22 protein-coding genes, 1 pseudogene and 1 riboswitch are annotated in these 25,103 nt (G+C 75.5%); of the genes and pseudogenes, 12 read left to right on the top strand and 11 right to left on the bottom strand.

Translation table 11 applies throughout. The features are described 5' to 3' along the window. Nucleotides 1-556 (bottom strand): annotated as a pseudogene (locus tag AB0O91_RS37525) (AraC family transcriptional regulator); the annotation flags it as partial. A 215-nt stretch (nt 557-771) separates the two neighbouring features. Between AB0O91_RS37525 and AB0O91_RS37530 the strand changes: the two are divergent. After that, nucleotides 772-1,203, top strand: coding sequence for a GNAT family N-acetyltransferase (locus AB0O91_RS37530; RefSeq protein WP_363442999.1), 432 nt, complete (start codon nt 772-774; stop codon nt 1,201-1,203). Nucleotides 1,204-1,314: 111 nt separating this feature from the next. Beyond that, nucleotides 1,315-2,079, top strand: a complete 765-nt coding sequence (locus AB0O91_RS37535) for a phosphatase PAP2 family protein (protein ID WP_363443001.1) — start codon at nt 1,315-1,317, stop codon at nt 2,077-2,079. Here the strand turns inward: AB0O91_RS37535 and AB0O91_RS37540 are convergent, their stop codons facing one another. Then, nucleotides 2,080-3,060, bottom strand: a complete 981-nt coding sequence (locus tag AB0O91_RS37540; protein WP_363443003.1) for a DUF4232 domain-containing protein — start codon at nt 3,058-3,060, stop codon at nt 2,080-2,082. Nucleotides 3,061-3,234: 174 nt separating this feature from the next. On the opposite strand from AB0O91_RS37540, the gene AB0O91_RS37545 reads away from it, so the two are divergent. Next, complete coding sequence (locus AB0O91_RS37545) at nt 3,235-4,050, top strand: hypothetical protein (RefSeq protein ID WP_363443005.1); 816 nt, start codon at nt 3,235-3,237, stop codon at nt 4,048-4,050. Here the strand turns inward: AB0O91_RS37545 and AB0O91_RS37550 are convergent. Next, entirely contained in the window at nt 4,024-5,553 is a 1,530-nt protein-coding gene (locus AB0O91_RS37550) for an FAD-dependent monooxygenase (protein WP_363443007.1), read from the bottom strand. The genes AB0O91_RS37545 and AB0O91_RS37550 overlap by 27 nt on opposite strands. 51 nt (nt 5,554-5,604) lie before the next feature. Between AB0O91_RS37550 and AB0O91_RS37555 the strand changes: the two genes are divergently transcribed. Continuing rightward, entirely contained in the window at nt 5,605-6,171 is a 567-nt protein-coding gene (locus AB0O91_RS37555) for a CGNR zinc finger domain-containing protein (RefSeq protein WP_363443009.1), read from the top strand. 183 nt (nt 6,172-6,354) lie between these two features. On the opposite strand, the gene AB0O91_RS37560 is transcribed toward AB0O91_RS37555, so the two are convergent. From AB0O91_RS37560 to bla, 3 genes are all read right to left on the bottom strand, one after another. Beyond that, nucleotides 6,355-6,705, bottom strand: a complete 351-nt coding sequence (locus tag AB0O91_RS37560) for a hypothetical protein (RefSeq protein ID WP_363443011.1) — start codon at nt 6,703-6,705, stop codon at nt 6,355-6,357. Between the two features lie 76 nt (nt 6,706-6,781). Continuing rightward, on the bottom strand, nt 6,782-7,819 hold the full coding sequence (locus tag AB0O91_RS37565) for an MBL fold metallo-hydrolase (protein ID WP_363443013.1): 1,038 nt from the start codon (nt 7,817-7,819) through the stop codon (nt 6,782-6,784). A 27-nt stretch (nt 7,820-7,846) separates the two neighbouring features. Then, the gene (gene bla, locus AB0O91_RS37570; RefSeq protein ID WP_363443015.1) at nt 7,847-8,782 is read right to left on the bottom strand and encodes a class A beta-lactamase; all 936 of its coding nucleotides are present in this window, start codon (nt 8,780-8,782) and stop codon (nt 7,847-7,849) included. Nucleotides 8,783-8,912: 130 nt separating this feature from the next. Between bla and AB0O91_RS37575 the strand changes: the two genes are divergently transcribed. Then, nucleotides 8,913-9,860 carry a LysR family transcriptional regulator gene (locus tag AB0O91_RS37575; protein WP_363443017.1) on the top strand — a complete coding sequence of 316 codons (948 nt, stop codon included), beginning with the start codon at nt 8,913-8,915 and terminating at the stop codon, nt 9,858-9,860. 101 nt (nt 9,861-9,961) lie between these two features. Next, a complete protein-coding gene (locus AB0O91_RS37580) occupies nt 9,962-10,825 on the top strand; it encodes a serine hydrolase (RefSeq protein WP_363443065.1) in 864 nt (287 codons plus the stop codon). 334 nt (nt 10,826-11,159) lie between these two features. Here the strand turns inward: AB0O91_RS37580 and AB0O91_RS37585 are convergent, their stop codons facing one another. Then, complete coding sequence (locus tag AB0O91_RS37585) at nt 11,160-11,813, bottom strand: hypothetical protein (RefSeq protein ID WP_363443019.1); 654 nt, start codon at nt 11,811-11,813, stop codon at nt 11,160-11,162. Nucleotides 11,814-12,033: 220 nt separating this feature from the next. Beyond that, a riboswitch (M-box (ykoK) riboswitch) is annotated at nt 12,034-12,205 on the bottom strand. Between the two features lie 244 nt (nt 12,206-12,449). Between AB0O91_RS37585 and AB0O91_RS37590 the strand changes: the two genes are divergently transcribed. Both AB0O91_RS37590 and AB0O91_RS37595 read left to right on the top strand, forming a co-directional pair. Next, nucleotides 12,450-13,232, top strand: coding sequence for an SDR family oxidoreductase (locus tag AB0O91_RS37590; protein WP_363443021.1), 783 nt, complete (start codon nt 12,450-12,452; stop codon nt 13,230-13,232). Between the two features lie 111 nt (nt 13,233-13,343). Continuing rightward, complete coding sequence (locus tag AB0O91_RS37595; RefSeq protein ID WP_363443023.1) at nt 13,344-14,438, top strand: alanine racemase; 1,095 nt, start codon at nt 13,344-13,346, stop codon at nt 14,436-14,438. Nucleotides 14,439-14,484: 46 nt separating this feature from the next. On the opposite strand, the gene AB0O91_RS37600 is transcribed toward AB0O91_RS37595, so the two are convergent. Next, nucleotides 14,485-14,742, bottom strand: coding sequence for a DUF6296 family protein (locus AB0O91_RS37600; RefSeq protein ID WP_363443025.1), 258 nt, complete (start codon nt 14,740-14,742; stop codon nt 14,485-14,487). Between the two features lie 276 nt (nt 14,743-15,018). Here AB0O91_RS37600 and AB0O91_RS37605 point away from each other — a divergent pair, with 276 nt between their 5' ends. After that, nucleotides 15,019-16,560, top strand: coding sequence for a fatty acyl-CoA synthetase (locus AB0O91_RS37605; protein WP_363443027.1), 1,542 nt, complete (start codon nt 15,019-15,021; stop codon nt 16,558-16,560). Here the strand turns inward: AB0O91_RS37605 and AB0O91_RS37610 are convergent. Then, entirely contained in the window at nt 16,557-17,795 is a 1,239-nt protein-coding gene (locus AB0O91_RS37610) for a helix-turn-helix domain-containing protein (RefSeq protein ID WP_363443029.1), read from the bottom strand. The two genes, AB0O91_RS37605 and AB0O91_RS37610, sit on opposite strands and share 4 nt — an antisense overlap. Before the next feature lie 100 nt (nt 17,796-17,895). On the opposite strand from AB0O91_RS37610, the gene AB0O91_RS37615 reads away from it, so the two are divergent. Further along, the gene (locus AB0O91_RS37615; RefSeq protein WP_363443031.1) at nt 17,896-19,563 is read left to right on the top strand and encodes an FAD-binding dehydrogenase; all 1,668 of its coding nucleotides are present in this window, start codon (nt 17,896-17,898) and stop codon (nt 19,561-19,563) included. A 108-nt stretch (nt 19,564-19,671) separates the two neighbouring features. Here AB0O91_RS37615 and AB0O91_RS37620 read toward each other — a convergent pair whose 3' ends face one another. Continuing rightward, nucleotides 19,672-20,484, bottom strand: a complete 813-nt coding sequence (locus AB0O91_RS37620) for a hypothetical protein (protein ID WP_363443033.1) — start codon at nt 20,482-20,484, stop codon at nt 19,672-19,674. Nucleotides 20,485-20,629: 145 nt separating this feature from the next. Further along, nucleotides 20,630-23,407: an SdrD B-like domain-containing protein gene (locus tag AB0O91_RS37625; protein WP_363443035.1), complete on the bottom strand. Its 2,778-nt coding sequence runs from the start codon at nt 23,405-23,407 to the stop codon at nt 20,630-20,632. Between the two features lie 721 nt (nt 23,408-24,128). Between AB0O91_RS37625 and AB0O91_RS37630 the strand changes: the two genes are divergently transcribed. Both AB0O91_RS37630 and AB0O91_RS37635 read left to right on the top strand, forming a co-directional pair. Next, nucleotides 24,129-24,527: a peptidoglycan-binding domain-containing protein gene (locus AB0O91_RS37630; protein ID WP_363443037.1), complete on the top strand. Its 399-nt coding sequence runs from the start codon at nt 24,129-24,131 to the stop codon at nt 24,525-24,527. Nucleotides 24,528-24,663: 136 nt separating this feature from the next. Beyond that, the gene (locus AB0O91_RS37635) at nt 24,664-25,068 is read left to right on the top strand and encodes a peptidoglycan-binding domain-containing protein (RefSeq protein WP_363443039.1); all 405 of its coding nucleotides are present in this window, start codon (nt 24,664-24,666) and stop codon (nt 25,066-25,068) included. Nucleotides 25,069-25,103: the final 35 nt, after the last annotated feature.

Raw genomic sequence — 25,103 nt, forward strand, 5'->3', positions numbered from 1 at the left:
CGCCCATCCGGGCGGCCTCGGCCGGTCCCAGGGCGGCGGCCTGCCGGTCCAGGCCGAGCAGGAAGTCCGAGAGCAGCGCGGCCGAACCCGACCGCGCGGCGATCCCGCGGCCGAGCAGCCCGCGCAGCCGCTCCGGCGGCAGCGGCAGCAGTGCGACCGGGAAGTCGACCCCCACCCCGGAGACCCCGTAGGTCCGCAGGTCGTAGGGCGTCGAGCTGTCGACCAGGTGCAGTTCGCCCGGGCGGAGCGACTCCGTCGGGCCGTCGCCCCGGGTCAGCGCCATGCTGCCCTCGGCCAGGAAGGACAGGTGGTAGACCTCCGCGTCCGAGCGCCGCACCATCCGCTCGGTCCGCCGGAACCGCACGGCGGGGAAGGCCGTCCCGAGCAGGACCACCTCGCCCAGCTCGGAGCGCCGCAGCTCCGCCCGGAAGTCGTCGGCGTGCGCACTGGTCGCGTCGCAGGCGCGCGTCCGCTCCAGCAACTCCCGCCAGCAGTCGAACCGTTCCTTCGCGGGCAGCTCCTCACCGCGGAACACGGTTCCCACTCCTGCCGTCACTGCCGTCTCCTCCCGGCCCGTCCCCGCCGTCGTCACTCCCCCGGCCGCCCTGCGGCGCGCCCCGCTCTCCCCTCGGCCCCTGCCGCCTCGGCAAACCCCCAGGTCGGACATGGTACGACCGACCCCCGAGCCCGCCCCGGGCGGCTCCCCCGACCGCCCGCGGTGCTCGGGAGCCCGGCCGGGGGCCCGCACCCCCACCCGTTAGCATGTAATGCATGCAGAGCATCAATGACCCTTACGAGCTGCGCCCCGGGGTTCCCACCGTCGAGGTCTTCCGCCGTCTGCGCACCGACGCCGGCCTCTCCGACCGGGCCCCGGAGGCCGTCGCGCTCGGCCTCCCCCACACCTGGTACGGCGTGGTCCTGCACCACCGGGGCGAGCCGATCGGCATGGGCCGGATCATCGGCGACGGCGGCACCGCCTTCCAGATCGTCGACATCTGCGTCAACCCGGCCCACCAGGGGCGCGGCCTCGGCAAGCGCATCATGGCCGCGCTCACCGCGGAGCTGGACCGGCGGGCGCCCGCCAGCGCCTACGTCTCGCTGATCGCGGACGGGCCCGCCCGCCTGCTCTACGAGCACTACGGCTTCCAGGACGTCGCCCGGCACGACTCGGTCGGCATGTTCCGGCCGACCGGCAGCGGCTGACCCCGCCGCGGCGTGGCCCGGTGCCACCGGGCGCCCCCGACCCCGACCATGGGGCCCGGGGCCCGGCCGCGCGGACCGGTCACCCCGCCCCCCGGAAAGGTGCCCGACCCGATGAACCGCCCGCCGACCTCGTCCGACCGGCCCGGCCCCCGCCCGGCGAACGCCCGCCCACCGGTCCACCCGGCGGCCCGGCCGCGCCGCCGGCCGGTGGCCGCCGCCGTCGCCCTGCTGCTGTTCGCGGCGCTGGCGGCCCTGCTGGCCGACCGCGGCTGGGCCCCGTACGGCTTCGAGCGGGCCGCCGACGACTGGAGCGCCGCCCACCGGCCGGCCGCGGCCCGGACGGCGGCCGTGGTGGTCACCTCGCTCGGCTCCGCGGTGGTGCCCTACCTGCTGACCCTGGCCGCCGGCGCCCTCGCCGTCCGGGCCCTGCCCGCGCCGCGACCACGCCGCCGGGCGACGCTGCTGCTGCTCGCCCCGCTGCTGTGGCTGGCCCTCGGTCAGCTGGTGCGCCTGGGACTGATGCAGGTCTTCGCCCGCCCCCGGCCGCCCCGGGCCGGCTGGGCCACCGCTGCGTCCGGCTTCTCCTTCCCCTCCGGGCACTCCTTCACCGCGGCGGTCTGCGCCGGGCTGCTCGGCCTGGCCGTCGCCCGGGCCCGGCCGGCCGCGGCCGGGGCCGCCCTCGCGGGCGCCGTCGGGTTCGCGGTCGCGGTCGGCCTCAGCCGGGTCTACCTCGCGGTGCACTGGCCGCTGGACGTGCTCGGCGGCTGGCTGCTCGCGGCCGGGTGGCTCGCCCTCGGCGCCGCCGTGCTGCCCCGGCCGGGGCTCCCGGACGGCGCCGCCCCCGCGCCGGGCGGGCGGACCTCCCCGGACGGGTGATCACCGCCCCGGTGCCGACGGACCGCCCGACGCGCCCGGCCCGCCCGTTCCGCCCGGCGGAACGGGTGCCGTGGGCAGCGGCCCCGGCCGCCTGGTGGCCGGCGGCGGTTCGCCCTCCTCCCGGACCCAGGCGCCGACGCCGAGCCGCCCGGTGGTGCCCAGGTCCAGCTCCGGGACGACCATCACCGGCGCCGCCCCCGGCATCGCCCGGACCCGGACGTACGGGGCGTTCACCGGGTCCCCCGCCCCGGTGGTGTTGCGCCACACCAGCGAGGCGCGGGCGCCCTCCCCCGGCTTCAGTGCGACGGCCCGCGGCGGGTCGTCCGCGCCGGTGCCGCTCGCGATCCCGGCGCCCCCGCGCAGCAGCTGCACCCCGTCGACGGGTCGGTGCTCCAGGTCGAGCAACTGCAGCTCCGGGTACCCGTTCACGGTCACCGCAGCCGTCCCGCAGTTGCGCAGGTGCAGACCGACCACCCGCAGCCCCATCGCCGCGTCCCCGGCGTCCGTGCTCACCCGCACCCCGGAGGCCGGGCACGGCCCGTCCGGCCGCGAGGCCTCGGCGCTCGGCACGCTGCGCACCGTGAGGACCTTCACCCCGGTGCCGGTCCCGTCCAGGTCGACCCGCCCCTGGGCGCTCGCTCCCGGCGCGATCCCCTCGGTCGTCTGCGCCAGGTTGTCGAGGAGGCCCCCGGAGGCGCCCGACCGTCCGAACACCACCGTGATGTCGGAGGTCTCGGACGCCCCGTTGGTCACCTCGTACTCCGCGCAGGCCGGACCGACCGCGGTGATCCGCACCCCGCCCGGCGCACCCGCCGTCGGCGAGGCCGACACCACCCCGCACGGCCCGGTGCTGCCGGCCGCCGACGGGAGCGCCGCCGTCCCGGCCGACCGGGTGCCGCACCCCGCGAGCAGCGTGACGGCGACGACGGCGACCAGCCCCCGTGCCGTCGATGACGGGCGGGCCCTTCCGAACTCGTTCATCGGACCATCCGATCATGAGACACTGTCCGCCACCGTGACTCGCCTCACTCCGCAGGCAACAGCCCTGCAACGCTTCGATCGTGAGCGATCGGAACATCGCAGGGTACCGATCACTTTGCTGCACTTCCCGTCGCCGCCTCCGGCCGCCGTAGCGGAACCGGCACCATCGGGTCCGTGAACCCGGTAGACCTCGGCACCACCGTCCCCGCCCTGCTCGCCCTCCCCATCGGCTTCCTCACCGCCCGCTGGGCCAGGCGCGGCGGCGGGCGCGCGGCGGCGGCCGTGCTCGACGCCGGCCTCCGGCCGACCCGCGCGGCCGTCGGGGCGGCGCGCGTCCAGGAGCCGACCGTGCCCGACCTCCGGCGGCCGGGCACGCCGACCGACCCGGCGACCGCCTTCCTGCGCGCCGCCGACGCCCTGGCGGCGACGGTGCGCGGGCTGCCGGAGGTCGAGCACGACCGGCGCGGTGCCCGACTCGCCCGCCACGCCCTGGCGGTGGAGACCGGCTACGGCCCGCTGGAGCGGTCGGCGACGCCGCTCCTGCGGTCCCGCGCCCGGGCCCTGCTCGGCCACTGCCGGGAGTTGGAGCGGGTCGCCCTCGACCGGGCGGTGCTCCGCTCGGCCGTGCGGGCCCTGGAGCAGGGCTGGTGCGACGTCAACGCCGAGCTCTGCGACCACCCGCACCACATCGCGGCGTCGCTCGCCCGGGACGTCGTCGTGGAGTGGTCCGGCAAGGACGAGGCGCAGCGCGGGCGGGACCGGGACCTCCTGGAGCACTGCCTGCGGGAGAGCCGGTGCCTGTCCGGGGAGGAGGGCGCCCGGCTGCTCGCCCTCGCCGACCGGCTGCCGGCCGGCTGGTCACAGCTGATCGGCGGCTACTTCCGCGACCCGCTGATGGAGCGCTTCGCGGAGCTCCGCGCCCCGTTCGTCGAGGCCGCGCGGTGCACGGAGGTCCCGGTGGGCTCAGCCCTGGGCGAGGACCTGCCGTAGCACGTCGAGCACCCGGGCGTCGTCGGCCGGCAACCGCCCGGCGCGCCAGGCGAGATGGCCGTCGGGCCGGACCAGCGCCGCGCCGCCGGGCGCGAGCCCGAGCCGCGCCGCGGCATCCGCCGGCAGCGGGCGCAGGGCGACGGGCAGTCCGGCCGCCGTGGCGGTGTCGGCCTGCCGCTGCCAGGCCCCGTCGGCGGTGAACAGGGTGAAGCCCGGGCCGACCAGGTCCAGCGTGGAGCCCGCGCCGATCCGCAGGTGCGGCAGCCGGGTGCCCGGGACGCCCTCGGGATGCTGGCGCTCCGGGTCGAGCGCCGGGCGCGGCGGCGCCTCGGAGAGCACCGCGCCGGAGGTGTAGGCCGCGCTGAGCAGCAGCTCGTCGTCGATCCGGTAGCTGGTCCGGGCCCGGGAGTTGGCGAGCGAGAGGTCGATCACCTGCCGGGCCACCGGGCGGCGCTCCGCCTCGTAGCTGTCGAGCAGCGCCCCGCCGGCCCGCCCCGCGACGACCGCGGCCAGCTTCCAGGCCAGGTTGTCGGCGTCGCCGATGCCGGTGTTCATGCCGTGCCCGCCGGTCGGGGGCGTCACATGGGCCGCGTCGCCCGCGAGCAGGACGCGGGAGCGCCGGTAGGCCGCGGCCAGGCGGGCGTCCATCCGCCAGGTGGTGGTGTCCAGGACGGTCACCGGCAGCTCCGGCAGGCCCGCCGCCACCCGGATCAGCCGGGCCAGTCGGGGGTGGTCGTCCCGGAGGGACTCGACCGGCTCGCGCCCGGGGTCGTACGGGTACTGGTAGATCCACCGCCGGTCGTTGTCGACGGCCAGGAAGCCGCCCCGGCCGGGCTCGGTGAGGAAGTACGAGGCGCTGGCCCGGTCGGCCACCACCTCGCCCAGCGGTGCCTCGAAGCGGACGCTGAGGAAGTGGCCCAGGCCGGTCGGCCCGTCCATGGCGATCCCGGCGGCCTCCCGGACGGTGCTCGACGCGCCGTCGCAGCCGATCAGCCAGTCGGCCCGGACGGTGTGCCGCGCCCCGCCGTCCCGCTCCTCCAGCACGGCGTGCACGCCGTCGCCGTCCTCCCGGTGGGACACCAGCCGGGTCGCGAACCGGACGCCGTCCGGGGCGAGTTCGCGGGCCCGCCGGACGAGCACGGCCTCCAGGACGTCCTGGGAGCAGATCAGTCCGGGCGACGGGGTCCGCTCGGGGCCGTCCGGCACGGTCACCCCGGTGCGGACGAAGTCCGGGTCGACCAGGGTGCGGCCGCGGTAGAAGGACACCTGCGAGGCCGGCAGGCCGGCCCGCCGGATCTCCTCCTCCAGGCCGCACCGCCGGAACACCTCCATCGAACGGGCCGACACGCCACGGGCCTTGGGGTGCCGGGAGGTGTCGGGGTGCGCCTCGACGAGCAGGTGCGCCACCCCGTGCCCGGACAGCAGCAGGGAGAGCGCCAGGCCGACGGGCCCTGCGCCGACGACGAGCACGGACGTCACTGCCGGGAACTCCGGGGATCGCATGCCACTCCTTCGTAACGCCTATCTGATGATTTTGACGTTACCATGGTGCCCATGCCCAAGCCCCCCGAGGACGACAACCCCCGCGGCCTCCACTTCCTCGCCGACCTCGCCAACACCGTCCGCGCGACGCCCGCCGCGGACGCCGCCGAGGACCCCGAGGCGGACGCCGCCGAACTCCAGGCCCTCCTGGAACGCCACGGCGGCCCGCCCTTCCGGCTCACCGGGGCCGACGCCCGGGAACTGCGCCGGGCCACCGCCGCCGTGACCGCCGTCCTCGACACCGACGACGTCGACCGGGCGGCCGAGGCGATCAACGCCCTCCTCGACCGCCACCCGCCCCGCCCCCACCTGGTCCGGCTCCCCGGCCGCCCGTGGTCCCTGCACACCCGGGCCCCCGCCGACGCCGGCCTCACCCACTGGCTGCTCTCCACCGCCGCCCTCGCCCTCGGCCTGTGGCTCAGCGAACGCGGCAGCTGCGCCTGGGGCCGCTGCGCCGCCCCCGGCTGCGACCGCTACTTCATCGACACCGGCCGCCGCACCCCCCAGCGCTACTGCACCCCGCGCTGCGCCACCCGCGTCCGCGTCGCCGCGCACCGCGCCCAACGGACCACCGGGTAACGGCACCACCGCCTGCGCACCGACGACGGAACGCCCGTGGCCCACCGCGCAGGTGCACGGTGGGCCACGGGCGTCGGGTCCGGGCGGGGCGGGTCCGGGCGGGGCGGGTCCGGGCGGGGCGGGTCCGGGCGGGGCGGGTCCGGAATCCCGGTGCGGGAGAGGGCCCGTGGTGCCGACGGGGCGCTACCAGGGCCCGCCGTCGGCCCGGCGCACGTTCTCCCGGCCGCAGGCCGCACAGACGATCCACTCGCACCACCGGCCGTCCCAGGGGAAGGACTCACTCGCCCGGTTGCTCTCCTCCCCGCCGCAGAAGACGCAGTCCCCGTCCTCTCCGGTCAGGTACCGGAAGGGATGGAGAACGGGGCCGCCCCGGCGGTCGGGACGCCCCAGGAACCCGCAACCGCCGCACGTCCACCACTCCTTGGTGCCGCCGTACGCCCCGGACCGGGTGAACTGCCGTACCAGCGGCCGCTCACAGCGCGGACAGGCCCTCGCCGGCCCGCCGTCCGTCCCGCCCGTGGCCTCGGCTCCCATGCCGTCCCTCCCCCGAACTCCGCCCGGGGAAGCAGCCTACGGCCTGCCTCCTGGATCCTCGCCCGGGCCGCCGCCGCTAGCCGGCCGCCTCCGCGTCGGCGATGCGGCCGCGCAGCATCGCGTCCATGACGGCCATGTACCGCTGCGTGCGGGGGCCGCCGAGGAGGAAGGGGTTGGCGGCGCCGGGCGGCTGGCGCCGCAGCTGCTCGACGCGTTCGAGACCGTGGTCGTTCGGGTGGTTGGAGAGCTCGACCTCCACGTTCGCCCGGCGCATGACGGTCCGGAAGGACTGGGCGGACGCGAGGTAGGTCCGCAGGTCGGCCACCGTCGAGGGCGGGTTGAGGCCGCCCCAGAGCATCGCGCTGTGGTGCCGGCGGCCCAGCCGGACCGGGATGACCGGGGACACCGTGCCGGGGGTGTGGCCCGGGGTGTGGTGCAGCTCGATCGTCGTGCCGCCGAGCGTGAGCCGGGCGCCGTCCGCGATGTCGAGGTCGCGGACGGGGGCGCCGGCCGGGCCGGTGCGGGCGAGGAGGTCCCAGTCGGCCGCCGCCATGTGCACCCGGGCGCCGTAGCGGTCGGCCAGGGTCTGCGCGCCGCCGAAGTGGTCCGCGTGGCCGTGGGTCACGACGACGTGCCGGATCTCCGCCGGGTCGGCGCCGACCGACCGCAGCCCGGGGACGATGACGCCCTCGACGTCGGCGGGCGAGGTGAGTGCGTCGATCAGTACGACGCCCTCGTCCGTGAGCAGCGCCATCGCCGAGACCCACCCGACGCTCAGCAGCACCAGGTTGTCGAACAGCTTGACGGGCGGGGGCGCGGGCAGGTCGGGAAGGCCGGAGCCGGGGGTCAGTGCGGTCACCAGGGCGCACAGCACGGGGTCGTCCGCGGCGAGCCGGCGGGCACGGTCGTAGTGCGCCCCGGCGGCGGTCGGCGCCTTCGTTCTCCTCGACGCCGCTGCGGGGGCCGGGCCGGGGGCGGCCGCGGGGGCGGCCGAGGCGGTGCCCGGCAGGACGGCCGGTGCGGCCCCGGCGGCGATGCCGAGGACGGCGAGCTGGGCGAGCCTGCGCCGGGTGAAGTCGGCTTCCGTGGCGGCTCGGCGGGTGGGGCTGATCATCGTGGGCGGGCTCCTGGTCGGTGGAGGTCAGCCGAGGGCGCTGACGACGGTCTTCGTGGCCTGGGCGAGCAGGGCGTCGTCGGAGGTGGCGTCGGCCTTGCCCCGGTCGGACAGGAGGACGATCACGATCGGGCTGCGCCCGCCCGAGGGCCACGCCACGGCGACGTCGTTGCGGGTGCCGTAGCCGGCGTTCCCGGTCTTGTCGCCGATCTTCCAGTCGGCGGGCACGCCCGCGCGCACGAAGGGGCCGCCGGTCGTGTTGCCGACCAGCCAGTCCGTCAGCAGGTTGCGCCGGTCCGCGCCGAGGGCGTCGCCGAGCACGTAGCGGCGCAGGTCGGCGGCGAGGACGCGCGGGGTGCTGGTGTCCCGGGTGTCGCCCGGGGTCGCCTCGTTGAGGGTCGGTTCGGTGCGGTCCACGCTGGTGGTGGAGTCGCCCAGGTCCCGCAGGGACTGCTGGACGGCCGCCGGACCGCCGAGCTCGGCGACGACCAGGTTGGCCGCGGTGTTGTCGCTGTACTGGATGGAGGCGGCGGCGATGTCCCGCAGCCGCATGCCGGTGGCCACGTGCTGCGAGGTGATCGGCGCCCACGCCAGCACGTCCTCCTGGCGGTAGTGGACGACCTTGTCCAGGTCCGCGTCGGAGGCCTTCTTCAACAGGGCCCCGGCGGCGAGCGACTTGATCGTGGAGGCGAACGCGAACCGCTCCCCGTCCCGGTGGGTGACCTCCCGCCCGCTGCCGGTGTCCACCGCGAACACGCCGAGCCGGGCGCCGAACTGCTGCTCCAGTGCCGCGAACGAGGCCTCCGCCCGGTCGGTCGCGGCCGTCGCCGTCGTCGCGGCTGCGGCGGACGCCGCCGGCGGCGTCGAGGCGTTGCCCGGTTGGGCGCAGCCCGCGACCAGCGCGGCCGCCAGCAGGGCCACGGCGGGCAGCGTGGTACGGGGGCGGTGGAGGGCGGGTGTCATCGGTGGTCTCCCAGGGTCGTCCGTGTCGCCGCGATCGCGCCGTCGCGCTCAGCTAAACAGGTCGGTGACGCCCCGGTCCAAGACCACAATCGTGAAACGGACGATTAGAAAACACCTATGATGGCTGGCCATGGACCTGCTGGGGCACCTCCGCCACTTCCGCGCCGTCGCCGAGGAGCGGCACTTCGGCCGCGCCGCCGAACGCCTGCGGATAGCCCAGCCCTCGCTCTCCCAGCGGATCCAGCGCCTCGAACGCGAACTCGGCGTGACCCTGTTCGACCGCGGCCCGCGCGGCGTCACCCTCACCCCGGCGGGCCGGCTGCTGCTCGCCGAGGCCGAGGAGACGCTGGACAGCGCCGCCCGGCTGCTCGCCACCGCCGCCGACCTGCGCAGCGGACGGGCCGGCACCCTGCGCGCGGCCGTCCCGCCCGAACTCGGGCCGGCCGCCCTGGCCGCACTGCTCACCGGCTTCGAGGGCGCCTCCCCCGGCACCCGGCTCGACCTGCGGGAACTGCCCGCCGCGGCCGTGGTGCGCGAACTCGCCCAGCACACCGTCGACGTCGCCGTGGTCCGCCACCCCTGCCCGGCCGACGGACTGGCCTTCGGGCCCGTCCTGCACCAGCCGCTCGGTGTCCTGCTCGCCGCCGGCAGTCCGTACGCCGACCGCCCGGAGCTCGCCGTGGCCGAACTGACCGGCCTGCGGCTGGTCCTCCCCCCGCGCGCGACCGCCCCGGCCCTGTACGACGAGGTGCTCACCACGCTGACCAGGCACGGCTGTACCCCGGAGGCCGTGGTCGACCCGCCGGGGCCGGACGTCGCGGGCGCGCTCGTGCTCACCGGCAGCGCCGTCGCCCTGGTGCCGCGCACCGCGCCGCCACCCGGTACAGTCTGGCGTCCGCTGACCGGCTCCCCCCTGGCCTGGCGGACCTCGACCGCCTGGCCGGCCGGACGGGGCGGGCCCGCCGTCCGGCTGTTCGCGGAGGCCGCCCACGAGGCGCTGACCGGACCCGGCGGCCTGCTGCCCCAGCCGCCCCACCGCCCGCTCTACCCCCGGCCCGCAATGGAGTTCCCGCTGTGACCAGCGACCGCACGAGAGCCGACCACCCGGCCGCCGGCCGTGCCCCGCACGACCGGACCGCACCCGACCGGACCTCGCACGGCCGAGCCGCGCGCACGCGCATCGCCGCGGCCTTCACCGACGCGGGGGTCACCGGCTGGCTGCACGCGCGCGACCTCGACACCGGCGCCGAGATCGCCCTCGGCGCCGACACCGCCGTCAGCACCTCCAGCGTCCACAAGCTCTGCCTGCTGGTGACGCTCTACCGCGAGGCCGCCGCCGGACGCGTCGACCTGACCCGGCAGGTCGACGTCCCCGCCACCGGCCGCACCCCCGGCGGGACCGGCCTCGCCGCCATGCTCGACCCCGCCCGCCTCTCGCTGCGCGACCTCGCCTACCTCACCGTGGCCGTCAGCGACAACGCCGCCGCCGACCTCCTGTGGGACGAGATCGGCCTCGACACCGTTAACCGCACCATGGCCGACCTCGGGCTGAGCCGCACCGTCGCCGTCCACCACATGCGCGACCTCATCGGCGCCCTCGCCGAGGACACCGGCCCGGACTCCCCGGTCGACCCCGCCGTCGTCGCCCGCCTCAGGGTCCTCGACCCCGCCTTCACCAACCACAGCACCCCGCGCGACATGACCGCGCTGCTCGCCGCCGTCTGGCACGGCGACGCCTGCCCCGGCGACCACGGCGCCGCCCTGCGCCGCCTCCTCGGCCTCCAGGTCTGGCCGCACCGCCTGGCCTCCGGCTTCCCCTTCGACGACGTCCGCGTCCACGGCAAGACCGGCACCCTCCCCACGCTGCGCCACGAGGTCGGCGTCGTCGAGTACCCCGACGGCGGCCGCTACGCCCTCGCCGTCTTCACCCGCGCCGCCGCCACCACCATCACGCTGCCCGCCGCCGACGCCGCCATCGGAACCACCGCCCGCCTCGCCGTCGACGCCCTCCGCGCCCGAGCCGCGACCGCCGCCGCGGAGTGACGGCCGCACGGGCCCGGCGCGGGACGGGAGTTCGCCCGGGCGCTCAGACGCGCGGGAGTGCCGCCTGCCGGGGCGGTGCGGTGGACGACGGGCAGGCCGAGATGCCCGCCCCATCGGCTGCCCTACTGCCGACCCGCCCCCACCACCGGAACGGGTCGGCGGGAGAAGGGAGTTCGCCGCACCGACAGGCGGAACCGCCTGGGCGCTCACGCACGCGGGGGCGGCGTTGCGCGGGCCGCAAGCTGGGCGGCGCCCGACGATCCGGTCGGAACACGGCGGCCGATCCGCCGTCCTGACGCCTGCACGACCGGATGGGCCTGCGCAGGACGGGAGTTCACCCTGCCGGCAGGCGGGACCACCCGGGCGCCCAGGCGCGCGGGCAGTGTGGTGGGCGATGAGCCCGACGGCGAGCGACAGGCCGACAGGCCCGGCACACCGGCCGCGCACGGGTGCCGCCCGACCGGTCGGCGGCTCGACTGCCGACGCCGGCCACCCCGCCCCCACTGCCGCCGGACGGACGAACAGGCGGGCCGGAGCAGGGAGTTCGCCCTGCCGACAGGCGGCCCCGCCCCGGCGCGCAGGCGCGCGGGGCGGTGTTGCGCGGGCCCCGGGCGCCGCAGCGGGCGGCGTGGTGGGCGATGAGCCCGACGGCGGCGAGGGGCAGGCCGAGGTGCTCGGCGATCCGGTCGGGGCCGTGGCCCTGGAGGGCGAGCAGGTAGGCGGTCTGGACCCGCGAGTCGTAGGCCACGTCGGGAGAGGTGGTGGCGGAGAAGTCGCGGTGGTCGAGCAGGTAGAGGCGCGGAACGCCGTCCTGGAGGGTCAGTTGGAGGAGGCCGCGGACGATCGGCGCGTCGGCGGGCAGGGTGAGCGGCGGCAGGTGCGGCGTCGGCCGGCGGAAGCCGCGCAGCAGGCGGGTGCCGCGCGCGGGGGTGCCGCCGTCGTGGGCGGTGCGCGCGGACGTGAACGCGGGGAAGGCGAAGCGGGTCATGGTGGAACCTCCGACGGCCCGAGGCCGGGGGGAGGGCGCGCGCGAGTGGACCGACCGGCGTCAGCGCGCGCCGGGAATGAGGGCGGAAAGCCGATGGCGGGGCCGACTGTGGCCCGGACTACTACTGGAGTCCATCTCTCTCGCCTCCTCCCGGTCGGGCGCGTGATCGCGCCGCTCGACACGGCAAGGAGCGGACCGGGCCCGCCGCGACGGCGACGCCGGTTCACCCCAACTCGTCAGAGCTTTGGCACTCCACGGCGTGATCCCCGGCGGGGAAGCCACTTGGGATCAACCCTTAGGTCGGGAAGATCTGTCCTGAACCTGGGCGTCTCTCGACGTCGTCGGGTCAGTGGCCTGTGTCCGTGAAGACGCCTCACCGAACGAGGTGCCTTTGAAACTCTCCCGATCATACCCCTTCCGGTGCCGGCCCACGAAGGGCCCTGTCCGCAGGACGCACCCGCCCGCCCGGCGGGCCCATGAGTACGGGCACCCGATCCCGGCCCCGGCCGACGGGAGCCGCGGCGGCGGCATCAGCCCGTCGGCGCCGGGCATGTATGAGAGGTCGTCCGGCAGCGGGCCGTGACGATCCGGCCCGGCCGGGACGCGGCCGGGGCAGCGCGGGGAGGCACCACGGACATGGGCGAACTGGACGGCAGGACGGCACTGGTGACGGGCGGGTCCCGTGGGATCGGGCGGGCGATCGCGCTGCGGCTCGCCGCCGACGGGGCCCTGGTCGCGGTGCACTACGGCGACAACGAGGCCGCGGCGGCGGAGACCGTCGCGCTGATCGCCAAGGCCGGCGGCCGGGCGTTCCCGGTCCGGGCCCGGTTCGGGGACGGCGACGCGGTGGACCGGCTGCTGGAGGGCCTCACCGCCGGTCTGGCGGAGCACGACCAGGACGGTCTGGACATCCTGGTCAACAACGCGGGCATCCACCTGGCCGGCTCGATCGCCCGGATCACCGAGGAGGAGTTCGACCGCCTGATGGCGATCAACGTGCGCGCGCCGCTCTTCGTGATCCAGCGGACCCTGCCGCTGCTGCGGGACGGCGGCCGGATCGTGACCGTGGCCTCGGCGGCCGCCCGGATCGGCTCACCCGTCCAGATCGGCTACACCCTCAGCAAGGCGGCGGTGGCGGCACTCGCCGCACCGCTCGCCAATGAGCTCGGCCGGCGCGGGATCACCGTGAACACGGTCAATCCGGGGGTGATCCTGACCGACATGACGTCCCCCTGGACCGGTGTGCCGGAGGCGATGGCCGGCCTGGAGGCGATCACCGCCCTGGGCCGGGTCGGTCTGCCCGAGGACGTCGCGGACGTCGTGGGCTTCCTGGTGGGCCCGCAGGGCCGCTGGGTGACCGGCCAGACCCTCGACGCCTCCGGCGGCACCTACCTGGGCCCGATCCCGCCCGAGGCCTGATCCGCCCGGGCGCCGGGGCCGGCGGCGGGCACCGCACCGCCACCGGCCCCGACCCCGGCGGCGCGGGCGGCCCGGGAACCGCGGATCGGCCCGGAGGCGTGATCATGAGGCATGAGCACTCATCTCCCCGAGGGACCGGCGACCCCCGCGCTGGTCGTCGACGTCGACGTCCTGGAGCGCAACATCGCCCGGATGGGCGCGGCGGCCCGGGCCGGCGGCTTCGCGGTCCGGCCGCACGCCAAGACCCACAAGTGCCCGGAGATCGCCCGGCGCCAGCTCGACGCCGGGGCGACGGGCCTGAGCGTGGCCACCGTCGGTGAGGCGGAGGTCTTCGCCGGGAGCGGCGTCTCGGACCTCTTCATCGCCTACCCCCTGTGGGTCGACGACGCCAAGGCCCGTCGGCTGCGCGCCCTCGCGGACTCCGCCGCGCTGCGGGTCGGGGCGGACTCCGTGGAGGGCGTCCGGCGCCTCGGGCGGGCGCTGCGCGGGGCGCCGGCCCCGGCGCAGGTGATGATCGAGGTCGACTGCGGCCACCACCGGACCGGGGTCGCCCCGGCCGACGCGGCCGCGATCGGCCTGGCCGCCGTCGACGCCGGGCTGGAGGTGGCGGGCGTCTTCACCTTCCCGGGGCACGGCTACGGTCACGACCCCCGGGCCCGTGAGCACGCGGCCCGCGACGAGGAGCGGGCGCTCGGCGAGGCCGCGGCGGCCCTGCGGTCGGCGGGGCTCGCCGTGCCGGTGGTGAGCGGCGGGTCGACGCCGACGGCCGGGCAGTGGCGGTCGGGCGCGGTGAACGAACTGCGCCCGGGCGTGTACGTCTTCAACGACGCCACCCAGCTGGCCATCGGCAGTTGCACCCCGGCGGACCTCGCCCTGTACGCGCTGGCGACGGTGGTGAGCACCCCGGCTCCCGGGCGGTTCGTCCTGGACGCTGGCAGCAAGGTGCTGGGCTCCGACACCTCGCCCTGGGTCCGCGGCCACGGCTACCTCCCGGACCACCCCGACGCGGTGCTGGCCTCGCTGTCCGAGCACCACGCCACCGTCGTCCTGCCGGAGGGCCGGCCCACCCCCCGGCTGGGGTCGCGGGTGGCCGTCGTCCCGGTGCACGTCTGCACCCCGGTGAACCTGGCCGACACCCTGGAGGTCGTCCGGGCCGGTGAGCCGGTCGACCGCTGGCCGGTGGCCGCCCGCGGCGCCAACAGCTGATCCCCGGGGCCGTGGTCCCCGGGGCGCTGGTCCCCGGGGCACGCCGTCACGGCGCGGGGACGGCCCGGTCGGGCAGCGGCACGGCGTGCAGGCAGGGGTGGGGGGCCGCCCCGGCCGGAGCGGAGAGGACGGTCGCGACCTCACCGACGATCTCCACCCGGAGCTCACCGCCCGGGCTCTCCCAGACCGGCCCGCCGCCGGGCCCCAGGGCCTCGGTGCGGTGCACCACCACGACGGACGGTGGGCCGTGCCCGCAGACCGGCCCGGGCAGGGTCACCGCGTAGCGGCGTTCAAGGCTCTCCATCGCCGGCCTCCTCGTCGGACTCCCCCACCCGTCGTCGATTCTCCTCCGAACCCGGGCTGCCGTACACGAACGGTACGGGTCTTGACGGCTTCCTGCCGCCCGTCCCGAGGCGGCGGCCCGGAACCGGTCGTCACCCGGGCGGGTACCCGGCCGGACCCGCACTACACCCGGGCACGACGCCCTGGTGCGCGCGGCCGGGAGCGGGCAGGCTGCTCCTGCGGTCCGGCCGTCCGGACCACGCCCCGCCGCCCCGCACCCGAAAGCGAGACCGCGCCGATGACCGACCCCCGAGCCGACACCGTCGACGGCCTGCTGCGCCGCAGCGCCCGCCGCCACCCCGACCGCATCGCGCTCACCTATCGTGACCGCAGCTGGACGTACCGGCAGCTCGACGACGCGGTCGGCCGCGCGGCCGGGCACCTGCGGACGCTGGGCCTGCGGACCGGCGACCGGGTCGCGGCGTACGGGCGCAACTCCGACGCGTACGCGATCGCCTTCCTCGCCTGCGCCCGGGCCGGACTGGTGCACGTCCCGGTCAACTACGCGCTCACCGGGGACGAACTGCGCTACCTGCTCGGCCAGTCCGGCAGCCGGGCGGTGCTCACCGACCCGGCGCTGGCCCCGGAGGTCGAACGGGTCCGGGACGGTCTGGACGTTCGGCACGTGGTGACACTGCGCGACGGCGACGGAGACGCCGACCTCCTCGGGATCGCGCTCGCCGGCCCGGTGCCCGACCTCGACGCCGGGGTGCAGGAGGGCGACCTCGCCCAGTTGCTCTACACCTCCGGCACCACCTCCCGGCCGAAGGGCGCGATGATGACCCACCGCGCCCTGATCCACACCTACCTCTCCGGCATCCAGGCCCTCGACCTGCACGAGGACGACCGGCCGCTGATCTGCATGCCGCTCTACCACTCGGCCGCCCTGCACGTCTTCCTGCTGCCCTACCTCGCCGTCGGCGCCTCCGTGCTGCTGCTGGACGCGCCCGACATCCCCGAACTGCTCCGCCGGATCGAGCGCGACCGGATCGGCTCGCTGTTCCTGGCCCCGACGGTCTGGGTGCCGCTGGCCAACCACCCCGACCTGGACCGGCACGACCTGTCCTCGCTGCGCAAGGCCCAGTACGGCGCCTCGGTCATGCCGGTGGCGGTGCTCGACCGGCTGCGCGAGCACGTCCCGTGGGTCGGCTTCTACAACTGCTTCGGCCAGTCCGAGGCCGGGCCGCTGACCACCGTGCTGCGGCCGGAGGAGCACGGCGAGCGACCGGCGTCCTGCGGCCGGCCGGTGCTGTTCGTGGAGGCCCGGATCGTCGACCGGGACGGGGCCGAGGTGCCGCCCGGCACCCCCGGCGAGATCGTCTACCGCTCGCCGCAGCTCTGCCTCGGCTACTGGGACGCGCCCGAGCAGACCGCCGAGGCCTTCAAGGGCGGCTGGTTCCACTCCGGGGACCTGGTGGTCGCCGACGGGGCGGGCTACCTCACCGTGGTCGACCGGATCAAGGACGTGATCAACACCGGCGGGGTGCTGGTCGCCTCCCGGGAGGTCGAGGAGGCCGTCTACAGCCACCCGGCGGTGGCCGAGGTGGCGGTGGTCGGGGCGCCGGACGAGAAGTGGATCGAGGCGGTCACCGCCTTCGTGGTGCTCCGGCCCGGCACCGCCGCGCCCACCGCGGCGGAGCTGACCGCCCACGTCCGGAGCCGGCTGGCACCCTACAAGGTCCCGAAGAGCGTCCACTTCGTCGACGCGCTGCCGCGCAACCAGAGCGGCAAGCTGCTCAAGCGCGAGCTCCGGGCCCGGCTCTCGACGGACCGGGCTTAGGGCCTGTCTCCCGGATCCTTGCCCGAGCCCGTGCCCGTGCCCGCCAGGAGTGCGGTCTGGAAGACGAAGCGGTTCCACGGGGTGCGCGGGTCGCGGCCGGTCGCGGCGGCCAGGCGGCGCAGCCGGTAGCGGACCGTCTGCGGGTGGAGGTGCAGACGGGCGGCGGCTCCGGCGGCGCCGTCGGCGTAGATCACGCTCTCCAGCGTCCGCCGGGTGGAGTCGTCGCGGGCGAGCGGGCCGAGCACGGCCCCGGCGACCCGGCTCGGATCGGCGTCCGGGTGTCCGGTCACCAGGGCGACCACCTCCAGGTCGCCGCGGTCGAGCACCCGGCGCTCCGCCCGGACCTGTGCCGGGGCGTGCCGGACGCCGTGGACGGCGAGCCGGTAGTCGCGCGGCGCGGTGGCGGCGGTGACCTCGGTGAGCAGCGCGCCGGTGAGCCCGTGCCCGGCCGCCAGGCGGTGCAGCGCCGCCGGGTCGACGGCCTTGACCAGGGCCACCCCGACGCCGTCCAGCACGGTGTGCAGCGCGGTGAGTTCGGGGCCGGCCGGCTCGCCCGCGGCCCGGGCGTCCAGGGCCGCGGTGACCAGCGCCGCCGCGCCCGCCGGGTCGTCGGCCGCGCTCACCACCACCAGGTCGAAGGCGGAGGGCAGTTCGGCGTCCAGCTCGCGCAGCCGGGCGCGCAGCGTGCCGGCATGGCTCTGCCGCCCGAGCAGCAGGTCGGTGAGCAGTCCGCGGAGCGAGCGCTCGCGGTCCTCGCTGAGGATCCGCCCGGTGGACTCGTAGCCCTCGAAGATCGCTTCGGAGGACTGGTCGAGCACCGTCAGCCAGACCCGGGCGAGCGCACTCAGTTCGGGGACGGACACGGCGTCGGCGAAGCGCTCGCCGATCCGGTCGAAGAACGCCAGCGCGGCCACCCGGTAGGCGCGCAGCACGGCCGGCAACGGACGGGCGTCGCGGGCCCGGACCGCGCCCACACCGCGGAACATCCGCAGGTCATCGGCGCCCAACGCCCCGTCCACGGCCCAGAGTTCGAGCACCCGGCGGAAGGTCCAGGCGATGATGGAACGGACCTCCTCGAGCTGCCGGGGGTCCAGGTTGGCGTACGCGGGGATCTCCCGGGCGACGGCGGCCAGGAAGGCGTCCACCATGCCCGCCTCGTCCGCCAGGATCCGGGCCACGACCCGCTGCCGCGCCACCGAGGGGTCCTGCGCCGTCGGCACAGTCTTCTTTGTCACCACCTGACAAGCCTAGTGCCGGCCCGCCGGCCGCCGGTGACCATGGGACCGCGCAGCCGTCGCGACCGGGCGACGGGGATTCCCCCGGAGGGAGAGCTGGATGCCGTTCGAGCCTGAGGTGATCGTGGTCGGGGCGGGGCTGGCCGGGCTGGTCGCGACGCACGAGCTGGCGCGGGCCGGCCGGCGGGTGCTGGTCGTCGAGCAGGAGAACCGGCGCAATCTGGGCGGCCAGGCGTTCTGGTCGCTCGGCGGCCTGTTCTTCGTGGACAGCCCGGAGCAGCGCCGGACCGGCGTCAAGGACTCGCTGGAGCTGGCCCGGCAGGACTGGTTCGGCTCGGCGGCCTTCGACCGGCCGGACGACGAGGACCTCTGGGGGCGCCGCTGGGCCGAGGCCTACCTGGCCTGGGCGGCCGGCGGCAAGCGCGAGTACCTGCGCCGGCTGGGCCACCGGGTGGTGCCGCTGGTGGGCTGGGCCGAGCGGGGCGCCGGTTCGGCGACCGGCCACGGCAACTCGGTGCCGCGCTTCCACATCACCTGGGGCACCGGGCCGGGGGTGGTGGAGCCGTTCCTGCGGCCGGTGCTGCGGGCGGAGCGCGCCGGGCTGGTGCGGTTCGCGTTCCGGCACCGGGTGGACGAGCTGCTGACCGAGGGCGGCGCGGTGGTCGGCGTCCGGGGTGCGGTGCTGGCACCCGATGACTCCGCGCGCGGGGTGGAGTCCTCCCGGGAGGTGGTCGGGCCGTTCGAGCAGCGGGCCGCGGCGGTCGTGGTGACCTCCGGCGGCATCGGGCACAACCACGCGCTGATGCGCGCCAACTGGCCGGTCGAGCGGGTCGGTCCGGCACCCGAGCACCTGATCTCCGGCGTGCCCGCCCATGTGGACGGCCGGATGCTGGCGATCACCGAGCGGGCCGGCGGCCGGGTGGTCAACCGCGACCGGATGTGGGCCTACACCGAGGGCGTCCACAACTGGGACCCGGTCTGGCCGGACCACGCGATCCGGATCCTGCCCGGCCCCTCCTCGATGTGGTTCGACGCCCACGGGCAGCGGCTGACCGGCATGTCCGGGGTGCCGGGGGCCGACTCGATCGGCGCGATGCGGCAGATCCTGGCCACCGGCCACGACTACTCGTGGTTCGTCCTGACCCAGTCGATCATCGAGAAGGAGTTCGCGCTCTCCGGTTCGGAGCAGAACCCCGATCTGACCTCCCGCGACCTGGGGTTCGCCCTGCGCAGCCGGCTGGCCAAGGGCGCGCCCGGCCCGGTGGAGCGGTTCAAGCAGCACGGCGAGGACTTCGTGGTCGCCCGGACCCTGCCCGAGCTGGTCGCGGCGATGAACGGGATCACCCGTGGCCCGGAGCTCGACCCGGAGCTGATCGAGCGTCAGATCGAGGCGCGGGACCGGGAGTTGGGCAACGAGTTCAGCAAGGACGTGCAGGTGATGGCGATCCGCAACGCCCGCCGGTCGCTGACCGACCGGATCGCCCGGGTCGCCCGGCCGCACCGGATCCTCGACCCGGCGCACGGCCCGCTGATCGGGGTGCGCCTCAACATCCTGTCCCGCAAGACGCTCGGCGGCCTGCAGACCGACCTGGACTCCCGGGTCCTCGACGCCGCCGGCGCCCCGGTGCCCGGTCTGTACGCCGCCGGGGAGGTGGCCGGTTTCGGCGGCGGGGGCGTGCACGGGTACAACGCGCTGGAGGGCACCTTCCTGGGCGGCTGCATCTTCTCCGGCCGGGCGGCCGGGCTGGCCCTCGCCCGGGGCCGCTGAGGCCGACGGCGGTCGGTGCGCCCGGGTCAGGGCGCACCAGCGTCCGGGCACCCCTGGTCGGTCGGTGAGCCTGGTCGCTCGGTGAGCCGGGCCGGTCGGTGAGCCGGGTCAGTCGGTGAGCCAGGGTGCCTCGGGCAGCTTGGCCTCGGCGTCGTGGCCGGAGAAGTCCACCGCGGTCGGCGTGCCCACGCCCGCCATCCGCATGGTGAGCCGGCCCAGCGTGCCGTCGCCGTCCACCCAGTAGGTGAGCGGTGAGCGGTTGCCGTCCGGCGCGGCGCCCTGGGCGCGCGGGCCGGCGAAGCGGTCGTAGTCGTGGCCGGCGATCCGGTCCCGGCCGAGCCATCGGGCGCCGGACTGGGCGAGCAGCAGCGGGTTGTCCGGGCGGTCGGCGCCGACCTGGGTGAGCAGTTGCAGCCCGGCGTCCAGCGGGTCGGCGGTGTAGCTGCGGGGCGACCAGCCGCTGCGCGGGACGTGTTCGGCCTGCTGCCAGTACGGGCTGTGGTCGTCGGCCGGTTCGGGGGCCAGGCCGAGGCCGTCGGTGTCCCAGATGATCAGGCCGTGGTCCAGCGGGCCGCCGCCGGCGCCGGTGGACCAGTAGCGGCCCACGCCCCGGTGGGTGCGGTAGTCGACGACGCCCTCGACCCGGATCCGCACGCCGCCGCCCTCGTCGGCGGTGAGCACCGTGCCCACCGGGCTGGCCTGGTAGAGGTGCAGTCGGGACAGGGCCAGCCGGGCGGCCTCGTCGGTGGTGACCGGCCGTTCCGCGGCGTCGGCGGACCCGGCCCGGTAGACGAGGAATCCGCCCACCGCGGCGACGCACACCGCGAGCGCGATCAGCACCGTCCACCAGGGGGTGCGCCTGCGCCGGGGCGGGCGGGCGGCGGCGGTGGCGGAAGCAGCAGCCTTCGTCGTGCGGGCCATGCGCTCGGGTTCTCCGATCCGTGGATCACGTCGTGCGGTCGGGCGCGGAACCGGGCGGGTCCGCGGTCCTCACGGTCCGCGTACCCGCCCGGTCCGGGCGTCACCCCGTCGCTGCGGGAGTTGTCCCCCCGTCAGCGCGGGACGGTCATCGGTGCTGGGCCCGGCGTCGGCGCACCAGCACGAACAGTGCCGTACCGAGCACGATCAGCACCGCGGCGCCGGTCGCGATCAGCGGCATCCCGCTGCTCGCACCGGTGTGCGGCAGTTCACCGCCGGGGGCGGGCGCCGGTGGGGCCGGCGTGCTCGGCGGGGTCGGGGTCGGCGTCGGGGTCGGGGTGGGCGTCGCCGACGCGGTGGGCGTCGGGGTGGGGATCAGCTTGTTGACGGCCGTGACGCTGACCCCGTCGTCCAGGTTGTCGGCGGTGAGCACCAGCGGTCCGAAGACCGTGTTGTCGGGCGCCGAGTAGCCGTCGGGCGGGCTCAACTCCTGCCAGTAGTACGTCCCGGGCAGACCGCTGCCCTGGCAGATGCCGTCGGCACCGGTCGTGCAGGGGTCACCGACGGGCGTGTCCGGTGTGGTGCCCTTGGTCTGCAGGCCGTCGGTGCCGTTGGTCTCGTGCCACAGCTGGAACTTGGCACCGGCCAGCGGCTTGCCGTCCTGGTCGTTCTTGACCAGCTTCAGCGCGCCCTCCTGCTGGCGGTAGCCGAAGTCGAAGGTGTGGTCGTTCTCCCCCGGACCGCCGGTGGTCAGCGCCCGTTCGGGGAACCTGGCCCCGGCCGGGACGATGCCCTTGGAGTCGATGAAGTGGTTGTCGCCGACGTCGTGGTCCGTGGGCACCCAGTGGTACAGCGGGCCGCCCTTGGCGTAGTCGGTGGGGTTGTCGATCCTGATGGTGTACTTGGTGTGCGGCTTGAGGCCGCCGGGAACGTCGCTGTCGTCGAAGTAGTACTCGCCGCGCGCCGTCGTCTTGGTGGTGCCGACCACCTTTCCGGACTCGTCGTAGAGGTTGACGGTGGCGCCGACCACCGGCTTCTGACCCGGGTTCTGGATGCCCTTGCGCTCGGGGTCGTACCAGACCCGGTTGCCGATCTGCAGCGGCGCCTGGTCGCAGAGCACTTCGAGGTCACCCATCGCCGCGCCCTTGCCGAACGGCGAGTTGGTCGTCGCCGGGGTCAGCCGCAGGCCGAACTTCGGGTCGTGGCTGCCGTCCGCGCGCTCCATGAAGGAGGTGCCGTAGCCGACCGGGGTGTGGTCCGGGTCGAAGGCGGAGGCCGCCACGGTGCTCTCGACCCTGGAGAGCGCCGCGCCCGCGAACACCGTGTTGTGGTGGCCGACCTGGTCCCAGCCGGTGGAGAAGAACCGGGCGCCGCGGACGGTCTTGCCGCAGCCGAGGTTGACGTCCATCACGTACATGCCGTTCGACAGGCAGGCCTTGTCGAGGTCGCCGCCGGACATCACGGTGGCCGAGTTGGGCGCCGGGGCGCCCGGGCCGCGGTCGGCGAAGCGGTCCTTGAAGGCCAGCAGCATCGTGCCGTCGGTCTCGAACAGGATCTTGCCCAGCTCCGGTTCGGGGAACGCGATGGTGGTGATGTTGCAGGGCTTGCCGTTCTGCGAGGCCGGGAAGGTGCTGGTCCACGGGAACCAGCCCGCCCCGTCGCAGGTGCCCGAACCGACGGTGGACAGCCGTGGGTAGTCCATCGGCTGGTCCAGCACCGGCTTGCCGAACGCCCCGCTGCCGAGGTCGAACGGCAGCACCAGGGCGCGCACGTCGCTGAGCTTGCCGGTGGACTCGCCGGAGCAGACCCCGCCGAGGTAGCCGACGCCGTCCTGGAGGCCGAGGCCGTACGGACGCCAGTCCCCGGCCGACGGGCAGCCCGGGTCCGGGATCGGGTACGCGGCCTTCGGCGCCGAGGCCGTCGGCGTGGTCGCGTCGTAGCGGTAGAGCTTGCGGTCGTTCAGGTTGACGACGAACAGGTCCTTGCCGTCGTCGGTGATCTTGATGCCGCCCAGGCTCTCCTTTCCGGGCACGTCGAGGAAGGCGTCGTCCGTCCCCGGCCCGTGCGCGGTGCTGCCCGCGTTCGGGACGGTGGTGAAGACGGTCGTCTTCGCCGGGGTCTGCGTCATGTCGGTGACGTAGATCCCGCCGGAGCCCGCCGGGCCGTAGTCGGTGGTCCGCTTGGCCGTCGCCGCGGAGAACACCCGCTTGTCGGCCTTGCTCCAGGTGATGCCGAAGATCGTGCCGGTGTCCCCGTCGGTGGCGACGTCGGTCGTCACCGCGTTGCCCGGGGCGCCGTCCTGGCCGCGCGAGTTGTACGGGTAGGTGACCAGCGTGCGCTGGGACTTGCCCTGGTACGTCGCGGTCTGGCAGGCGGTCGCCAGCGGCGCGTTCTTCTGGCAGTAGTCCGCCGGGTTCCACAGCCCGGTGGTGTACGAGACGTTCTTGCCCCCGCTGAGGTCGACGAACTCCTCGTTGGAGCTGAGCTGGGTCGGCGCGCCGTCCAGCCCCTGCCGGGAGGCGAAGGCCGGGAAGAGCACGCCCGGCTTCGGGTTGATCACCTGGACCCGGTACTTGCCACCGGTGGCCTTGCTGGTCGCGGGCGACAGGGTGACCGTGCCGTCCGCCGCCGTTGTGCCGTCGATCGAGACGCCGGCATCGTCGGTGAGCGTCACCTTGACGCCCGCCATGTTCGGCTCCAACGCGGGCGTCCAGGTGCCCGAGTTGTCCACGGCCCGGATCACCCGGACCGTGACCGTCCCGTCGCCGGTCTGCGAGACCGCCGACGGGACGGCCGCCAGCGAGCTGCCGCCCACGACGATGGCGAGTGCCGCGACGCGGCCCACGGCGCGACGGCCGGACCGGCCGGGCCGCAGCCGGTCCGGGCCGCGTGCGGCGCCGTTCATCAGTTCATTCGTTGTTCTCATCCCTGCTCTCATCGTCCGGAAGGCCTAATAGCCCGACTAACTGAGGGAGCCCACAGCGTGGCCTGAAACCGCCGTGGTTAACGTGAGCTTAAAGGGAATTCACCCAAGTGGGTGGCAGAACGTGGAACTTTGACGATGCATCAGACGTCTCCATGACGCCGCCTCCTGACGGATGCTCACGGCTCGACCGCTTCGACCAGCGCGAATCTGAGTCCGGAGACGTGGCGGACACACAACAAACGTTATGTCGACAAAGCTGCTCGACCACGTAGGGTGACCGCACCTCGAACAGCACTACGAATGCCCCGGAAATTCGGCACAGCCCGCACAGAACCGCCCACGATTCATTCCAACCCACCAGCCTCAGGAGCAACGTTCGCCCACGGTCGGAGGAACCCGTGGGGAGTCGGGACGGTCGAGGCACGACGGCGCACCCGACCGGCCGGAGCACTCGAACGGCCGACGGCGGCCCGCGCCCCCGGCCCGCGCCGTCCCCGCCGCGTCCCTCCGGTGTCCCCTCCTCGTCCCCGGATGACCGGTCGGGTGTCCCAAGCCGCAGGTCAGCGCGCTGGGACGAGCAGCGGCGTCCCCGGTCGACGTCCCAGCCCGCCGAACGGGCCCGCGCCTGGTGCAGAGTCCTCCCTGTCGGCTCCGGGGTGGACCGACGGATCACGGGGCGAGGCGGGCGACCGCGGCCCGCGCCCGGCTACGGAGGATTGCGATGACCATCATGAAGAAGGCCGCTCTCGCGGCGGCCGCGAGCCTGCTCCTCGCCACCGGCGGCATCGCCACCGCCGGCACCGCGTCGGCGGCGACCTCGATCAGCTGCGCCGGCCACGAGTACGAGCAGGGTGGCGCGCCGTTCAAGCCCTCCGAGTCGGACAAGCACTTCGGCTTCTACAACGGCTACACCGACACCCCGTCCCCGTCCACCTTCAGCTGGACCACCGTCGAGGCGCAGTGCCTGCTCAACACGATCGGCAGCAACCTGACCGTGGACGGCTACTACGGGCCGAAGACCCAGGACGCCCTTCGCGTCGTCCAGCGCGAGGAGAGCCTGACCCCGGACGGCTTCGTCGGCCCCGACACCTGGCCCGTGCTGCGCTTCGTCGCCAACTGATCCCGTCCCAGGCCCCCTGGGAACAGCTCCAGCACCCGAACCACGCGGGCCGGGGTCGGACGACCGACCGTTCCGGGCAGCCCCGACGGCCGACCCGGGAACCGTCCGGCCCACCCACCACTCGAAGGGCAGACCCATGAAGGCAGCAGGCAGGCGTGCCGTACGGAACACCGCCATGCTCGGCGCGGTGGTGGCAGCCGTCGCCGGACTGACCGCGACGCCGGCCCAGGCGCAGACCGGCTACTGGCAGTCCTGCATGCAGGAGGTCGGCAGCTACCACTACCTGGGCTGGGACCTCCCGGACGTGACGCTCGGCAAGGGCTCGGGCGGCGTCTGCGTCAAGGAGCTGCAGTCCGACCTCGTACAGCTGGGTCTCGTCGCGAGCCAGGACGTCGCCACCTTCGTGGACGGCGACTTCGGCGGCAAGACCTACGACGCGGTCGTGGCCTACCAGCGCAAGTTCTCGGACGCCGGCGGCGTGGACGGCCTGGTCGGACGGAACACCTGGCACGGCCTGATCGCCCGCACCGAGTTCGAGTAGGCCTCCCGGCCGGCGCGGTCGGCGACCGGAGACGC

The organism is Kitasatospora sp. NPDC089797, from assembly GCF_040684795.1.
GTDB lineage: Bacteria > Actinomycetota > Actinomycetes > Streptomycetales > Streptomycetaceae > Kitasatospora.

Bases quoted from the DNA above. Each gene is read 5' to 3' on its own strand.
- AB0O91_RS37615 (WP_363443031.1), top strand. From the start codon at position 17,896: ATGCCGTTCGAGCCTGAGGTGATCGTGGTCGGGGCGGGGCTGGCCGGG.
- AB0O91_RS37550 (WP_363443007.1), bottom strand. From the start codon at position 5,553: ATGCGATCCCCGGAGTTCCCGGCAGTGACGTCCGTGCTCGTCGTCGGC.
- AB0O91_RS37600 (WP_363443025.1), bottom strand. From the start codon at position 14,742: ATGGAGAGCCTTGAACGCCGCTACGCGGTGACCCTGCCCGGGCCGGTC.
- AB0O91_RS37560 (WP_363443011.1), bottom strand. From the start codon at position 6,705: ATGGGAGCCGAGGCCACGGGCGGGACGGACGGCGGGCCGGCGAGGGCC.
- AB0O91_RS37625 (WP_363443035.1), bottom strand. From the start codon at position 23,407: ATGAGAACAACGAATGAACTGATGAACGGCGCCGCACGCGGCCCGGAC.
- AB0O91_RS37575 (WP_363443017.1), top strand. From the start codon at position 8,913: ATGGACCTGCTGGGGCACCTCCGCCACTTCCGCGCCGTCGCCGAGGAG.
- AB0O91_RS37635 (WP_363443039.1), top strand. From the start codon at position 24,664: ATGAAGGCAGCAGGCAGGCGTGCCGTACGGAACACCGCCATGCTCGGC.
- AB0O91_RS37585 (WP_363443019.1), bottom strand. From the start codon at position 11,813: ATGACCCGCTTCGCCTTCCCCGCGTTCACGTCCGCGCGCACCGCCCAC.
- AB0O91_RS37535 (WP_363443001.1), top strand. From the start codon at position 1,315: ATGAACCGCCCGCCGACCTCGTCCGACCGGCCCGGCCCCCGCCCGGCG.
- bla (WP_363443015.1), bottom strand. From the start codon at position 8,782: ATGACACCCGCCCTCCACCGCCCCCGTACCACGCTGCCCGCCGTGGCC.
- AB0O91_RS37605 (WP_363443027.1), top strand. From the start codon at position 15,019: ATGACCGACCCCCGAGCCGACACCGTCGACGGCCTGCTGCGCCGCAGC.
- AB0O91_RS37530 (WP_363442999.1), top strand. From the start codon at position 772: ATGCAGAGCATCAATGACCCTTACGAGCTGCGCCCCGGGGTTCCCACC.
- AB0O91_RS37540 (WP_363443003.1), bottom strand. From the start codon at position 3,060: ATGAACGAGTTCGGAAGGGCCCGCCCGTCATCGACGGCACGGGGGCTG.
- AB0O91_RS37620 (WP_363443033.1), bottom strand. From the start codon at position 20,484: ATGGCCCGCACGACGAAGGCTGCTGCTTCCGCCACCGCCGCCGCCCGC.
- AB0O91_RS37565 (WP_363443013.1), bottom strand. From the start codon at position 7,819: ATGATCAGCCCCACCCGCCGAGCCGCCACGGAAGCCGACTTCACCCGG.
- AB0O91_RS37595 (WP_363443023.1), top strand. From the start codon at position 13,344: ATGAGCACTCATCTCCCCGAGGGACCGGCGACCCCCGCGCTGGTCGTC.
- AB0O91_RS37590 (WP_363443021.1), top strand. From the start codon at position 12,450: ATGGGCGAACTGGACGGCAGGACGGCACTGGTGACGGGCGGGTCCCGT.
- AB0O91_RS37630 (WP_363443037.1), top strand. From the start codon at position 24,129: ATGACCATCATGAAGAAGGCCGCTCTCGCGGCGGCCGCGAGCCTGCTC.
- AB0O91_RS37555 (WP_363443009.1), top strand. From the start codon at position 5,605: ATGCCCAAGCCCCCCGAGGACGACAACCCCCGCGGCCTCCACTTCCTC.